This window comes from Flexithrix dorotheae DSM 6795, assembly GCF_000379765.1.
In the GTDB taxonomy this organism is placed as follows: Bacteria; Bacteroidota; Bacteroidia; order Cytophagales; family Flammeovirgaceae; genus Flexithrix; species Flexithrix dorotheae.
The window spans coordinates 1-16,054 of record NZ_KB903485.1; the positions used below are offsets into that span (position 1 = coordinate 1).

At 37.0% G+C, this 16,054-nt stretch carries 9 protein-coding genes; 4 read left to right on the forward strand and 5 right to left on the reverse strand.

Annotated elements, in window-relative coordinates; genetic code table 11:
• The 3 genes from A3EM_RS44470 to A3EM_RS0133510 all read left to right on the forward strand — a co-directional run.
• The coding region (locus A3EM_RS44470; RefSeq protein WP_020532632.1) for a T9SS type A sorting domain-containing protein at positions 1-303 on the forward strand (303 nt) is incomplete at its 5' end.
• Between the two features lie 489 nt (positions 304-792).
• Entirely contained in the window at positions 793-1,383 is a 591-nt protein-coding gene (locus A3EM_RS0133505) for a Crp/Fnr family transcriptional regulator (protein WP_020532634.1), read from the forward strand.
• Positions 1,384-1,452: 69 nt separating this feature from the next.
• Complete coding sequence (locus tag A3EM_RS0133510) at positions 1,453-2,763, forward strand: M20 metallopeptidase family protein (protein ID WP_020532635.1); 1,311 nt, start codon at positions 1,453-1,455, stop codon at positions 2,761-2,763.
• 112 nt (positions 2,764-2,875) lie between these two features.
• Here the strand turns inward: A3EM_RS0133510 and A3EM_RS0133515 are convergent, their stop codons facing one another.
• The 5 genes from A3EM_RS0133515 to A3EM_RS44475 all read right to left on the reverse strand — a co-directional run bounded on the left by A3EM_RS0133515 (position 2,876) and on the right by A3EM_RS44475 (position 15,345).
• Positions 2,876-4,096, reverse strand: coding sequence for a glycoside hydrolase family 18 protein (locus A3EM_RS0133515; protein WP_020532636.1), 1,221 nt, complete (start codon positions 4,094-4,096; stop codon positions 2,876-2,878).
• 686 nt (positions 4,097-4,782) lie between these two features.
• Positions 4,783-8,922, reverse strand: coding sequence for a hybrid sensor histidine kinase/response regulator transcription factor (locus A3EM_RS0133535; protein ID WP_020532640.1), 4,140 nt, complete (start codon positions 8,920-8,922; stop codon positions 4,783-4,785).
• Positions 8,923-9,170: 248 nt separating this feature from the next.
• The gene (locus A3EM_RS0133540) at positions 9,171-10,289 is read right to left on the reverse strand and encodes an FISUMP domain-containing protein (RefSeq protein ID WP_020532641.1); all 1,119 of its coding nucleotides are present in this window, start codon (positions 10,287-10,289) and stop codon (positions 9,171-9,173) included.
• Positions 10,290-10,432: 143 nt separating this feature from the next.
• Positions 10,433-12,061, reverse strand: a complete 1,629-nt coding sequence (locus A3EM_RS0133545) for a RagB/SusD family nutrient uptake outer membrane protein (RefSeq protein WP_020532642.1) — start codon at positions 12,059-12,061, stop codon at positions 10,433-10,435.
• 53 nt (positions 12,062-12,114) lie between these two features.
• Positions 12,115-15,345 (reverse strand): SusC/RagA family TonB-linked outer membrane protein, encoded by a 3,231-nt coding sequence (locus tag A3EM_RS44475; RefSeq protein ID WP_020532643.1) that lies wholly within the window; start codon positions 15,343-15,345, stop codon positions 12,115-12,117.
• Positions 15,346-15,653: 308 nt separating this feature from the next.
• Here A3EM_RS44475 and A3EM_RS0133560 point away from each other — a divergent pair.
• Positions 15,654-16,054 (forward strand): DNRLRE domain-containing protein (locus A3EM_RS0133560; RefSeq protein WP_026210737.1); only part of this gene is annotated, 401 nt, incomplete at its 3' end.

Genomic DNA, 16,054 nt, shown 5'->3' on the forward strand with positions numbered 1-16,054 from the left:
GATGGTTCCGGGGTAAGTGGCGATGTAGAGATTACAATCTCTAACCAGATTGTTTTAAGTGTCAATGATCAATATAATATAAGTGACTTGTCTATTTATCCTAATCCCGTCTCTTCTGTCCTAAACATTGATTTTGATAAAACAATTGAAGCCATTACTATTGTTGATGCTATAGGAAAGCCAATAAAAACTATTTCTTCACCAAAAGAATTTTTTGATGTTTCAGATTTAACCATTGGTATTTATTTCTTACAGATAAAAACAGACAAAGGTCTAATGAGTAAAAAATTTATTAAAGACTAACCACTTTAATATAGGATCAAATTCAGGAGGGTCCACTGGGGAGCCTTCTGAATTTTTCTTATGGGGAAGGAATCTCATGGGGTTTTGGCCAGGAAAAGTTCTGTATAATTTCCATTTCGGTATTCATTTTAAAGATTCCAAAAGTCCGTTTTGTTGGGATCAACTCGCAATTCTTTACCATTTTTAATCACTTTTGCCCACTCCACCCTTATTTAAGGTGATCCTCTCTGCTTTGGGTATTCCTAGTCTTTTCTTGATGCCATGGAGGATTGTTTCTATGCCTTTCCAACTCCCTTTTGGATTGCTCAATTCCTTGAGCTATATTCACCATTTAAGGTGCACTCTATATATAAGTAATAGAAGTGATTTGAGTGGTGAAAAATGAAAGTATAAACATTAAAACAAAGGTCAGTGCTAAACTGAAAGGTTTGTGCATAAAAATCGGCTATTACTTATACCCTCGTCCATGACGAACAAGTTAATCCAAATATGCAGGAAAAACACAAAGCATATATTTCTGACTATTTAAAAAAATTCAATTTTTCCACCGAAGAAGAAAATGAATTTATCCTTCCACACTTAACAATTCAGGAATACAAAAAGAAGTCTTTCTATTTACAAGCTGGCGATGTTCAAAAAGAACTCGGATATGTTTCAATGGGTCTTCTAAGAAGATATTATATTGACCACAGAGGAAGCGAAATTACCACAGGATTTGTAAAGGAAAATGAATACGTTACCGATTATCCAGCTTTTTTACAACAGCGAAAAACCAAATACCATATTCAATGTTTAGAACCATCTGTGATTATCTTATTGCCTTTTGAGAAAATTATGGAGAATTATAATAAGTTTACCAATGGGCAAATGTATGGTAGACTTATGGCGGAAAAAGTGCTCACCATATTGACAGATAGACTAGAGGGTTTTTTGTTTAATACTGCTGAAGAACGCTATTTGGAGTTTATAAAAAATAACCCAGACCTTATCCACCGAATCAGTCTAACACATTTGTCTTCTTTTTTAGGAATAGAACGACAATCGTTGAGCAGAATCAGAAAAAGATTGGCAGAAAAATAATTTTGTCACAAATGTGTCAGGTTTATCAAAGTCTATATGCTCAACTTTGCTTGAATTAAATTTCAAAATATGAAACAAGTAGGCATCGTTTTCCCATACATTTTTTTGATAGTTGCTATTTTTCTTAGTCCTTACTCAAATGCACAAAACATACAAAACTCCTTTACTATTTCAGATTCGCTTTATAGAGAGTTAATAGATGTGAGAAATTATCTACACAATAATCCTGAGCCATCTGGAAAAGAAAAAATCACTTCGTCCTTTATTGAAAATTACTTATTGGATTTAGGATTAGAAGTTCGAACCAACATTGGTGGCTACGGAATAGTAGGAATTCTAAATGGAGAAAAAGAAGGTAAAAAAATCGCTTGGCGGGCAGATATTGATGCCATTCCCACTACTCACTCACATGAAGAAAACGAATCTCATTCAGCACATCAAGAAGCGCTTCATCACTGTGGACACGATGTACATACCACAATAGGATTAGGCATTGCTAATATTTTGACACACCATAAAAGCAAAATAAAAGGTACTGTTTACTTTATTTTTCAACCTTCAGAAGAAAATTTTAATGGAGCAAAAGCGATGATTGCTGATGGTTTGTTTGAAAGCATTCAACCTGATGAAATTTATGCAGCGCACGTATCGCCTATGCCTGTTGGGTTAATAGCTACAAAAGGCCATTATCTTTTTGCGGATTATAAACAAATCAACCTAACATTTAAAAAAAACACGCATAAAGATGAACTAATAAAATACAGCCAAGACCTAATTTCAGATTTACAAAATGTGGAACCGGAAGGTAATTTCTGGAAAATGGAAAGTTTAATGCGACCTGATATAGGCATAGGTAGTCCCAAAACCATTTTTAAAGATTTCATAACCGTACAGGAGAAATTTGAGGTATCTGAAAAGGGAAATAGGATAACGGTTAGTGGTTATGTGAGTGCAAGCAATGCAAAACTGATGAATAATATTCCTCATCAATTATATGAACAAATCAAATCTTCTCGCTTTGCAAAAAGATTGAAGAAAGTGGAATTCAAATCTGACAAATTTGTTTACTCTAAGCAAAGAGGGAACGTCAATAACGATGTCACCTTAGCTAATAAATCAATCGAAACATTGTCGGCAATTAAAAATCCTTCAGTAACAACTATTCCATTATACGGAGTCATGCCTGATGGTAGAGGGGATGATTTTGCCTATTTTCAAGAAAAAATACCTGGAGTATATTTTTTTATCGGTGGATCAAATTTTGAGAAAGGTATTATATCTATGCCTCATGCGCCAAATTTTGCAATAGATGAGACGATTATAAGAGTTGGGGTAGAAGCATTTTCCTCATTGCTCTTGCAAAGGGTAAATAATTATTAGAAAAGTCGGTTGCCAATAATAAGGGATCAAATTCAGGTGGATTCCCCACAAACCCACCTGAATTTTCTTCCATAAATACTAAGCCCTTCGGAGAAGATGAAATGGTTAGATTTTATTGATTATTTTTAGTCACATTACCCGAAGCTTCATAAATAGCATCCAACAGGCTGCCTTCCTCTTTGGTATCATCACCCAATTGCCAAAACATAATTCCACCAAGTCCCTTTTCAATAGCATATTCGGTTTTTAAGCGAACAGAAACTGTATCGTCATACGATACCATAATACTATCCTCTGCATTGTAAAGAAAAGGGGCTTTTGCCTGATCATCCCAGTAGCGCACATAGTTGCTATCTGGTTCAAATTCCTTTCGGATATGGTGGTAACCACTCCATCCGATATGGATGCCACTACTCAACTGATAAAGCCCGTTATTTTCGGGTGGTACACCTTTCCATGCCCGACCATAAAAAGCGGCTCCAATGACCAGTTTATCAGGATCAGCACCCTCTTTTATTAGAAAATCAACAATTTTTTCACTTGATCTTGGATCAGGATCTTTTACCCTTCCAGATGCAAATAAACTGTCCAAGTGACTTTTAAACGGTGTACCATCAATTTGTGCACTACTCACATGACCAAGAGGCGTATGATGCCCGGTATAAATGGAAACTCCGGAAACCTGATCATAAGTCATGATGTTCATGTAATCGATATACTTCAGCACCTCCAGCAATTCAATTTTATCATAGTAATTTTTCCAGCCAGCAGAGGCAAAAGTCAATGTTTGTGGCCTTCCGGTAGAATCCAAAACATGGCGCAGTCCTTTCATTAATTCAGTGAAATTCTGCGTATCTTCATCTCTGGCCATTGTTCCTGCAGCAGGAATAGCGGGATATTCCCAGTCAATATCCAATCCATCCAGTTGGTATTCCTGCACAAAATTGTAAACACTTGTAATAAATTTTTGCCTATTTTCTTCGGTGGAGGCCATATCAGAAAAACCATCAGCACCCCAGCCTCCACAAGCGATCATCACTTTCAATTCTGGATTTCGCTTCTTTTGTTCTACCAATTGCTTTAGTTTCGGCCCGGCAAGATCAGGTCTCCTGAATTTCATTTCACCATCAATCACATGGGAAAAAGAATAAATGATATGAGTCAGTTGTTCAACCGGCACTTTTTCAGGTTGGTAATCCCTTTCCGGGACATAATAAGCTAAAACAGCAGTTTGTTTCTCTACTTCATCAGGATGTTGTTCATCATTCTTTTCCGCAGTACACGAAAAAACAAAAATCGCAAAAATGAAAAGTAAATGCTTTATTAAATTCATAGTTTTAATGTCAATTATTTAGATAATACTGAGACAAACATAGTTACTTTAAACTTGAATTTGCAAATTGGACATACAGTACTTTTTAAGTTGAATCCCCGTGATAATCAGGTAAAGGTCACAGTGCTTTCTTTTTTTTACAGCACCTTTTACCTCAAAGAAAATTATTTTGGTTCTGTAACAACAAAGCCTAAAATCATCTATGAATTGAACCCGCCAGATATTTCCAATAATAATTTAGGGAGAAACTTTGAAAAGACCTCGAAAAAAAAAGATGAGATTTAATGGGTTCTATCAGGGACCTGGTAAACACGCTTTTAGATTTTATAAAAAAAGATTCCCATCCTTAGAAAGGATATGGGAATCAACTAGTGATTTCACAAAAAAATTGTGAAACCCATCACAGGAAAAAATGATGGAATTTGAACTTTGTTACTCTGCTAGTCCGAAATAACTGGCAAGTTTTCTTTTCGAATTAAATGTTAAAATTTTTTCATTATAACAAATAAAGCATCATCAACAAGAAGAATATAAGGATGATTATATGTATAAGTTCTCCTTTGGAAAACCTTAAATACTTAGTTGTTTCTTTAATAAAATTTCGCATGCCATAAAACTATCCCTTAGCCGGTAAATCCATATGTAAAAATGAATCAATAATATGGAAAATTGTGGCAAATACTCCCTTAAGTACTTTTGGAGCTACTTTTATTGCCATTTTTAGCGTATTGACTTGGAGAAATTTCATAAATTTTCCTAAAACATTTGCTAAAATACTGAGGATCATTAAAGCCGGTTTCATAAGCTATTTCCGAAATCGAAAAGGAATTCTGTAAAAGCATTTGCTCGGCTTTTTTCAATCGAATCTGGATAATGAAATCATTCACAGAAATTTCAGCTACCGCTTTCATTTTCCTGTATAATACAGACCGGCTCATTCCTATCTTTTCTGCCAGTGCATCTACATTAAAAGAGGAGTCCGCTATGTTCTCCAACACTATTTTTTGGCAGTTTTTTATAAACTGATCGTCAGAAGAGGGTATTAGTTCAGTTCCGGGAAGTTTGAAATTTTCTACAAAATTTCTTCTGATCCTATTTCGGTTTTCTATCATATTTCCAATCCTATGTTTCAGTAAAACAGTAGAAAAGGGCTTGGATAAATAATCATCTGCTCCATATTTGAGCCCTGCTATTTGGCTTTCTACAGAAGTTTTTGCTGTGAGCAATATGATAGGAATATGGCTGGTGCTGATGTCATTTTTGAGTATATCCAGTAATTCCAGCCCGGTGAGTTCTGGCATCATCACATCACTTATAACCAGATCCGGAACAATTTCTTTGGCCATTTTTACACCCTCTTTTCCATTTTTTGCCACAATAATATCATAATCATTTTTTAGTTCCCTGGAAATAAAATTCAACATATCCGGATTATCCTCCACCAGCAGAATGATTTCTTTTTTCTCTTTTTTACCAGGAGCATCATTTAGCTCCAGCAACATGTCCTGATCGAAGGTAGGGTAGGGGAAGGGCTGAAAGGCAGATTGCTGGCCGACTAATTTTTCTTCGCTTTCATAAATCTCCTCACCCAGTGGCAGGAAAACGAAAAATGTAGTTCCTTTGCCCTCTTCACTCTCTACTTCAATTTTACCTTTATGCAGGAGGATCAATTCCTTTGAAAGTGCCAGTCCTATCCCGGTAGAGTTCAACAGTTTCTCATTTCCTGTAAAATACTCATCAAATATTCCTTGTAAATCCTTTTCTCTAATGCCATCACCACTGTCACTCACCCAAATTTTCATAAATCCAGCAGGAAAGATTTCCAGCAGTTGTTGGTCAGTTGGATAATCTATTGTTATTCCTATATGAATTGCTCCATTTTTCTTATTGAATTTAAAGGCATTGGAAAGTAGATTATAAAGAATTTTATTTACTTTTTCGGGATCAATCCAGGCATTGATCTCTGCCTTTTTAGAGAAAAACTGGAAATCAATTCTTCTTTTTTCTGCCAAGGTATCAAAAGTGGTTTTGATACTCTGGATAAAGGTCACCATTTCGGTTTTTTCCAATCTTAATTTCATTTTTTTCTCCTCTACTTTCCTAAAGTCCATCAACTGGTTAATAAGCAGTAACAGTCTGTTCCCATTTTTATACATCAGTTGATGATAATGTGCCATTTTTTCCATGGGGACTTTTTCTTGAATAAGGTTTTCGAGCGGAGATATAATTAGGGTGAGGGGAGTGCGGAATTCATGAGATATTTTGGTGAAAAAATTCAATTTTACCTGATTGATTTCCTTAATCTTTTCTCTTTCCAAATCCTTGATTTTAAGGTCATTTTCAAGCTTTAGTTTATCTAAAGAGTATTTCCTGAAGGAAAGCACTATACCCATAAATACCACAATGTAAAGCATATAAGCCCAAATGGTTTTCCAAAAAGGTGGATGGATTACAATTTCTAATGTTTTGCCCTCATAATTCCATAAACCGTCATTATTTGCCCCTATTACCTTGAAAACATATGTACCGGGATCGAGATTGGTGTAGGTGGCTTTTCGTTGATTACCTACGTATACCCAATCATCCTGAAATCCTTTCAATTGATAAGCATATTGATTCTTAGCTGTGGAGGTGAAGCTGATTCCTGTAAATTCCAGGCTGAAAAAACGAGATTGTTGGTAACTTAACTCCACCCTTTCTGTTTCACTAATTTGATAAATTAATGGTGAATTGTCCTCCTTGGGCAAAAGTTCTTTTTCATTGCTTTTCAGGGCAGTAATCATGATTTTCGGTTTAATCGGATTATCAAACACCTGATGTGGCAGGAAATAATTAAATCCATTAATGCCTCCAAAATAAAGATATCCGGATTTTGTGGCATAAGCTGCATTATAGGAGAATTGTTTACTCTGCAAACCATCGGTAGTATCGTAATTGCGTAATTTCTCAATTGTCCCATTCTTACCAGGTTTAATCATGGAAATTCCATTATTGCAGCTCAACCAGAGATTGCCGTTCTTATCTTCTCTTACCTGATGAATGGAATTCCCCGGGATTCCATCTTTTTCCGTATATTTAATAAAAGTCTGTGTTGCTTCCTGGTAAAGATTAAGGCCTCCCCCTTCCATGCAAAACCATAACCTGAGTTGAGTATCTTCATAAATGCCTCTTACATCTCCTTTCCCAATTCCAGCATTTTGAGCAGCATCGAATTTGAAATGTTGGGTTTTACCAGTTTGAGTATCTAAACAAATTAGTGTATTTCCTCCAATCCATAAGCGTTTTTTTGAATCAAATTTTAAGGAGGTTACTCTTATATTTTTGGGGATTTCAGGGTGGGTAAGGTGAAAAAATGTCTTTTTTTGATAATCGTAGTAGTATAATCCTGTAAGTGTACCAATCCATAGAATTGAATCTCTTACATTTTCCAAGGCCCAGATATTTTTTATTTTTCCGTCAGCAGATTCTCCGGGTAATTTTAACTGTTGGAACTTGTTTTTGGATGGTTCAAAAATATGCAATCCTCCGGCATAGGTTCCTACCCAGATTTTTTTCGAATTGAAAGTACAGAGTGCAGTAATGACATTGCTTTTTAAACCGGGATTGGTTTCCATGTCATAGGTTTTAAAAGTCTTGGTTCGAGGATTAAAATTATTGAGGCCACCACCATCAGTTCCAATCCACATAGTTCCATTTCCGCTTTCAAGAAATGAAAGGACTGCTTTGTGGCTCAGACCTGTGTTATTAATTTCAGCTGTGTGAAAATTGAAGGGTTTCCGATGTGGATTTTTTACCATTACCCCTTCATTGAATGTACCAATCCAGGTAAAATCAGTATGGTCCTTATATAAATGATAAATGGCATTGCTGTTTAATCCATTTTTATCTCCAAATTTTGCTTCTATTCGCTCAAATTTTTTATTATTCAGATTGAAAATATTTATACCCATTCCATCGGTAGCTATCCAGATATTACCCAGACTTACTTCCTGAATATCTTTAATGATGTGATGAGAAATTTCAGTAGGGGAGTCTCCTACTTTGAAATGCTGAAAGGTTTGGTGTTCGGGATAAAAAGCAAATAAACCATCTCCTTCAGTTCCAATCCATATGGTGTTTTCAGAATCAATGAATAAAGATTTTCCGATAAAGGGAAGAACAGGTTTGGCAGGAGGTGTGGTGTAGGGAAAAAACTGGAAGGCATTATTTTCCGGATTTAAAAGCAGAATTCCATTAAGATTGGTAGCCAAAACCAGAATTCCATTGTCATTTTCAGTAATATCGTAAACATGAGTAACGGTTTGGTTTTCCGCTTCATTTTGGTAAAAAATGTCAAATTTTTCTAATTGTCTGGAAGCCTTGTTGAAAAAATATAACCCGCCTCCAAAGGTTCCTGCCCATAACGTTTCACGGTTGTCCTGATAAAGAGACCGGATAAAGTTTATTCCAGAATTAAAATCAGCTGAAGAATCGGGAAGAAAGGTTTCAAATTCGTTCAATTTGGAAGAGTAGTAGTTGAGCCCATAACGGGTGCCAATCCAAAGGTTCTCTTCTTTGTCATTTTCTAACGCAAAAACCTTATTATTGCTTAGTGTTCCCGGTTTTCCTTCCACATGATGAAATGTTTTGATACTATAGCCATCAAATTGATTGAGTCCATCATTGGTCCCAAACCACATCATTCCATTTTTATCTTTGATGATACAGTTTACAGTACTTTGAGAAAGGCCATCTTCCAGGCCAATTTTCCTAAATTGATGTTGTGCAAAAACAGCCAGTTGCCCATTGAACAATAGGGAATAAATAATAATTGTTGCTAGTTTCATTATTGGTCAATTTCATTTTCATATAAATTTTATGGAGATACCCGGGATTACATTTTTCAATACCATTTTATAGTAGCGAATATGTTTTATACCAGGCCCCACTCGGGGATAATAATATTATTTTTCTGCTAAAAAACAGTACAAAGTCAAATTATTTTCTACGGAACAACTAAATAAATAAGGAGGCCAGAAGCCTCCTCATTAAAAAGGAAATATGAGCACTTATTTCAATTATCAATCAATCTAATTTAATCTTTTATACATCTTAGGCTTAGTCCATTACGTTTATCTTCATGTCCCTGTGAAAAAATAGGGAATTCGTTAATCAGTCTGTACCAGGCTCTGTTTTCATCATTTGGATTTTCAGTGGCTGACCAAAACACTGCGATATCCCCTTCAAAAACATCATATCCAAAGTTTCCTGCATTTAATGCATCAAACCCTGAAGAACTGTTTGAACCACGCATTTTATTCGGTACGTTTGTACCACTTCCACCATTGCCCTCTATGGCCAGCCAGGAAGCGAGCGTTGCCCATTCTTCTTTGGTAGGAATATGCCAGCCTTCCGGAGCAATACCCTGAACTTTTTCCTCTCCGGAAACCGAAGATTCTCCATTCATAATACCTTCCCAGGTATAATGTGCTCCTTCTGCACCGCTACAATTACTGCCTTTACAAAATCTTCCGGCAATCTCTTCTTCAGGGTTTTGGGGGTTGTGTTTAGTCCTTAGGTTGGTAGCTGTCCAGCATTGATCCCCAATTTTCACCGTAGGATAAAAATTTCCATCTACATCCATCACACTATCCTTTCCACAAACAAAATCAGGTTGGGTAACTGAAAATGATTGTGTACTGGTAATGGGATTAGGTAAACTGGCATCTGTAACCGTAACTGTATAAACCCCTGCACTAAGCTTAGTAATGACAGGGCCCTCCTCCTCATTACTCCAGAGATAGGTATAAGGAGCTGTTCCCCCAGTCACGTTCAATTCAATAGTCCCATCATTACCATTATAGCTGCTTACATTGGTAATAGATTCCCCGAGATCAATGGGAGTGGGGTCAGGTTGCATTACTTCATAAGTTGCAGTACTTACACCGCTATTTCCAAATACTACTCTTAAAGTATATTCTCCTGCTTCTAATCCAGAAATATTTTGAGTAGTTGCTCCATTGCTCCAAAAATAATTATAGGGAGGAATCCCTCCAGTCAGTTCCACATCTATTGCACCATCGGAACCATTATAGCTGGTGGCATTGGAGATATTGGCATTTATTTTTAGTTCTTCCGGGTTGGAAAGCTCACTTTCCTCACAGCTGATTAGGATTGTGAGTGTGATTAATAAGGAGAAGAATTTGATTTTCATATTTTTATTAAATTGTATTTCAACTTTTTTACTAGCTTAAGTATAGTCGAATCGACTACTTAAGTCCTGGTATATTGGATAGTTTTTAACTATCCTGGCAATTACAAACTGCCAGGAATTTTCAGCCTGGTTAAAGGTTACTTTTATTCTGTCACAAAATCCAGTTCGGATTGTGGAATAATCCAGTAGTAATCCTGATAAGGTGGTTCAATGATTCTATTTTCATATTCTAGTCCTCTGAATCCACCCGTAAGTGTATTCCTAAGAGCAAATACATAGTGCAGACGATTGCCTTCACAAGCCATTTCCTTGATCCATTCAGCATCTATTCGGTCTTCATTCATATCTGCAGCAGTTAAAGGAGTAAAGGCTCCGTAATCAGGATCCCAGGCTCTTTGTGCCAATATGTTAATATCATTTGCAGCAGCAGAAGCATCTCCAGATCTGAATTTGATAATGGCTCGCATTAAATATAGTTCTGGTAAACGCATTACAGGCATGTGGAAATTATTCCCGAAATCGGCCCTGTAATATTTGTCATTATAAATGATTGGATGTGATACACTGCTATACTTGCTGTCTTTCAAATAAGCCTGTTCATTGGCATTAACATCACTGGTGTACCCTTCCATTCTGTAGTAAATTTGCTGGTACCTCAAATCAGCCAGGGCTTCACTTGTTTCTGAAAAATCTCCATTTAATGGATCTTCCATCCAGTTAATTTTGGCTAATGCATCATTACTTAAAGTGAATTGATTCCAGGGACACAAACTCCAGTTTTCTCCTCTGCCACCACCCATGGCTGTGTAATGAGATTTGTTCATCAGGGTGAGTAATTTTGGTCCTTCATTTATGGGTGAACTTCTGAACGGATCGCTATAGATCACATAAAATATAACTTCCGAACTTTCATCTCCCAGCTGATCTTTATTGAATGCATCTATAGGGTTAGTTTCCAATTGATATTTTCCACTGTTGATTACATATTCAGCTTCTGTGAGGGCATCATCCCATTTTCCCATTTGGAACAAAACTTTTGCTTTTAGAAATGCTGCGGCATATCTGTTTGCCCTTCCATATTCATAAGAAGCATGCATTCCGTTTTCAAAACTTTCAGGTAACAGCTTTTTTGCAATTTCAATGTCTTCTAAAATCAATTGATAAATTTCTTCAGTAGATGCAAATTCAGGTTTAGTGGCTTCATCCACATTATTAGGAAAAGTAATTCTAAGTGGTAAAAGACGGTCGTCATTTCCTCCATTAGGATTGTAGGGAGGGGCATGTCTTTTTACATTTTGGAAGTAGGCAAAAGCTCGCATAAAATGCAGCTCTCCTACAATTCTATCTACATTTTTTCGCTTATTTTCTTCACTTATGGAAGGAAAAGGGTTTTCATTATTACTGTAATAAAAATCCAGTCCTGCATTACAGATCCCGACCACCTTGTAGCCATCGGTAAATGACCCATTTATTGAAGAAACTGTTTGTTTAGTATCTCTGGCCAGATAAGCTTCAATTGGAAATCCTTCCTGATTCCCCAGGTAGTTAACAATATCTCCCTGGATAAAATCAATCACTCTGTCATTGGTATAAAAGTTACTCCAGGCATTCAGGAATGCAATATTATAAGGAGAAACTGCAGCCAGTTCAAATTCATCCACAGTTTGCCAGGGAGCTTGGGGAGGACGATCTAATTCGAAAAATTCTTCATTATTACATCCTGATAACAGGAGTAAACTAATGCTAATAAATATGGAATAATATTTTTTCATTTTCTTAAATGTCTGTCTAATCAAAGTTTGATAGTGAAGCACTGGTGCTTAAATTATAATTTTAGGGAAACACCAGTAGTAAATGTTTTGAGTTGGGGAACTGGTACAGTATCTATCCAGTTGGCACTTTCCGGATCGTATCCTGGATATTTGGACGAAAGCCATAGGTTTGTTCCACTTACAAATACCCTCATACCCTGGATGCCAATTTTGTTAATAACCTTGCTGGGAAGGTTATAAGCTAACTGCACATTTCTCAATCTTACATAATCAGCCTTGTATAAAAATCGGGAATAGAATCGGGATTCCGGGCTATAGTTTCCTGCACCTGGCTCGTTTTTCCAGTCTCCAGCACCATTATTGGCATTTGGATCCCATCCCCATTCGTAAGTACTTCCCCAGGTTTGGATGGGATAGGAGGCATTGTCACCAGGTTGCTGCCAGGTGTTTCCAATCATATCCTGCAAAAACCGGGTTTGTCCATTGTGTACAAATGAGGCTCTTTGCCGGTTGTAATCATAGATATAATCTCCACCTGAAAAGGTAAATAAGACACTCAAATCAAACCCTTTAAAGCTAAAAACATTATTAAATCCTCCAAAGTAAGTAGGGATTGGTGTTTTATCATTATGAATAATTCTATGTCTGGTAACATTGTCCAGAGTCGCTGGGATTAGCCTCCCTGTTTTTACTGTATTTCCAGTGGCATTATAATTTTCAATATCAATTTCATAAATCATTTCCACTCCTTTATCGGGATCTATTCCGGCATATTCAGCCATAAAATAAGCGTTAAGTTTTCCTCCGGTCCTGTAAATTTTGTTGTCTTTAATGAGCCCTCCACCAGCTCTGTCCAGGTCAGGAGTAAGCTTTACTACTTCATTTGAATTGGTAGAAATGTTGAAATCTGTGGTCCATTTAAACCCTCCTTTATTGATATTGATAGAATGTAATTCAAATTCTACCCCTTCATTTTTCATATCTCCGATATTATCCCAAAATTCACTTTCTCCACTCAGTCCGGTAGAAGTAGGTATTTTGGCTGCCAATAATAAATCGTCTACATATTGTTGGTAGTAAGCTACAGAACCGTTGATTCGATTTTCAAATAAACCAAAATCTACCCCTGCATCATAACTATTGGTAGTTTCCCAGGTTAAAAATGGATTCCCAATGTTATCCACTCTTGTTCCTGCATTGATCAGGTTTTCGTAACCATATCGGTCCTTGGAATTATTGGTATATTTGGTGACGGTTAATCCGTTAGGAATGGCTTCATTGCCTGTTTGTCCATAGCTTCCTCTTAGTTTTAATAGACTGATGAAGCCCTGGTCTTGTAAAAATGCTTCTTCTGTCAAGATCCAGCCCGCTGAAAAAGCGGTGAAAGTACCCCAACGGAAATCAGAATCGAATTTGGAAGAGCCATCTCTTCTCAAACTGACACCAACTAAATACTTATCTTTTAGTTTATAATCAGCCCTGCCGAAAAATGCCCTGAGATACCTTTCATTTCCCATGAAGGAAGTCATGCTCAGCCTGGTAGCAGGATTTCCCAATTCCTGAAATGATCCTACTAAATCTCTTCCTTCCAGATTCCGGATTTGTTGATTTTGTCCGGTAGATTCGGTACCGAAGGTAGCACTAACAGTATGGTCTCCAAATGTCCTGTAATATTTGGCGTAAAGGTTATAATTATAACTTTGGAAAGTCGCAGCCCTGTCAAATGCATAGGAAGAAGCATCTTCTTTTAGTAGAGCGGAGGTCCACGTTTCACTGTTATTTTGAATCATGTCCCCGGATATTTCTGTTCTTATGCTCAGCCCTTTTACAAAGTCAAGGTTATATTCAGCAAAAAATCCACCTAATACCCTGTATTGCTGAACCTGGTCTTTAAATAAGGCCCGGTCGATATTTGCACGAAGATTTACCCCTGAAGCCGGGCTCCAGTAATTACTTTCTTCTGAAGCATCCAAAACAGGCAACCAGGGCAAAGCACCCCTGTTGGCGGTTCCAAATCCCCCAACTCCTCCACCTCCACTTCCGAAAGCTCCGGATTTGGATGATTTAATCCTGTCATTTACAGTATAGGTAAAGTTAAGTTTCATACCTGTTTTCAAATTTTTCACAGGTTCAAAATCGAGGTTTATTCTGGTTGAAAGTCGCTGAAGATCATTATTTCGGTTCACACTTTTATCGTCTCTATAGCCCAGGGAAAGGTACATAGACCCTTTTTCAAAACCTTTGGTAGCCGATAAATTCAATTCCTGAAAACTCCCTTTACGCAGGGCTTCATTAAACCAGTCAGTGGAAATTAAATCCGCTTCCTCTCTGGTAAGTGGAGAAAAAGTTGGGCGTAAATCCAACACTCTTCTGGGTTCGAATCGGTCATTTGGATTACCGCTGGAATTTTGAATAGCCATGTCAGCCAATTGCATATATTCTTTTGTAGTCACATAACCGATATCGTTTTGATCTCTGCTTAAATCTGACACTCCTATAGAGTAATCAATGTTCAGAGAACTTTGCCCTGCCTTTCCAGTTTTGGTCGTAATGATGATGACTCCATTCGAGCCTCTTGAACCATAAATGGCAGTAGCAGCCGCATCCTTTAAAACCTCAATAGATTCAATATCATTAGGGTTTATCATCGACATAGGATTTTGACCTGTAGTCCCATCGCTTTTTTCCAATCCTCCTCCCGGATTGTTACTTACTCCTCCTCCAGAATAGATGGGCATTCCATCAACTATCCAGAGTGGATTGGTACCAGAGTTTATGGAACTGATACCCCTGATCTTTACGGTAACCGGAGCACCTGGTACACCACTTGAGGTACTCACCTGGACACCGGTGGCCATCCCCTGTAGGCTCTGATCAAATGAAGGAGCTGGAATCTTCAGTAAATCTTCACTTTTTACCGTAGCTACTGACCCCAATACATCGGTTTTCTTTTTAGTACCATATCCCACGACTACTACTTCTTCCAGTTGTTCGATATCCGGAGTAAGGGCTATGTTTATAATACTTCTGTTATTAACGGCTTCTTCATGGGTTTCAAAACCAATAAAACTGACTTGTAGTGTACCATCTGGGGGTACACTCAATCGAAAGTTGCCATCAAAATCGGTTGTGGTACCAGTGTTTGTTCCTTTTAATAAAATACTCACGCCCGGAAGAGGTTCCTGATCTTCGGCACTAGTTACAGTTCCGGAAATCTGGATGTCCTGAGCATAGGAAAACTGATATAATAAAAGGGAGATTATTAAGAGTAGATTTCTTTTCATTTTCTATTTAATTCTTATTTGAAATGGCTAGCTGGTAAATTCATTTGAAAGAAAAAGTGCTTCTCCTGAAATTACTCTAGACGGACAAATTTTGGTTAATCATCCAATTTTACACAATAGAAAAAGCTTTTCAATGTATTTGTGTATCATAAAAGGGTACTTTGGTTACATTGAAAATGTGGTTTTTAGAAATCAAAAAATTGGCACAATATTACTGATTGAAGACACAAATTTACATGTCCTGACCAATAGAATTCAATAGGTTTGAGAGGTTTGAAAATCGAATTTATTAAACAAACATTCTCAATATGAAAATTGAAAAACTATTACGATTAATGGCCAAATTGGCTTTTATGTTACTGGTTTTGTTGTGTTACAGGCCAGCCAGCGCACAGGAGAACTCCATGTATGCTGTAGATGATGCAGTGGTATCTGCACAATATCCTGATTCAGTTATAAATCAATCAGAAATTGGAGGGAATATCAAAATGTACAAGGAAAGAGTAGGAAGTGATTTATTATCTACTTATTCTTTTGTGAAGTACGACATCAGTCATTTGAAAGGAACTCAGCTCACCGAGGCCGCTTTAAGTTACCGGGGTAAAACAGGAGATGCTGATTTTGAAGGAGAATTTTTATTAGACCTTTATGGTTTGAATGCTGATTTTTATGGAGATACGACCACCTGGAATAACAAACCAGGAAAAGG

Coding starts and splice junctions, on each gene's coding strand:
- A3EM_RS0133505 (WP_020532634.1), top strand. CDS start 793: ATGCAGGAAAAACACAAAGCATATATTTCTGACTATTTAAAAAAATTC.
- A3EM_RS0133510 (WP_020532635.1), top strand. CDS start 1,453: ATGAAACAAGTAGGCATCGTTTTCCCATACATTTTTTTGATAGTTGCT.
- A3EM_RS0133515 (WP_020532636.1), bottom strand. CDS start 4,096: ATGAATTTAATAAAGCATTTACTTTTCATTTTTGCGATTTTTGTTTTT.
- A3EM_RS0133535 (WP_020532640.1), bottom strand. CDS start 8,922: ATGAAACTAGCAACAATTATTATTTATTCCCTATTGTTCAATGGGCAA.
- A3EM_RS0133540 (WP_020532641.1), bottom strand. CDS start 10,289: ATGAAAATCAAATTCTTCTCCTTATTAATCACACTCACAATCCTAATC.
- A3EM_RS0133545 (WP_020532642.1), bottom strand. CDS start 12,061: ATGAAAAAATATTATTCCATATTTATTAGCATTAGTTTACTCCTGTTA.
- A3EM_RS44475 (WP_020532643.1), bottom strand. CDS start 15,345: ATGAAAAGAAATCTACTCTTAATAATCTCCCTTTTATTATATCAGTTT.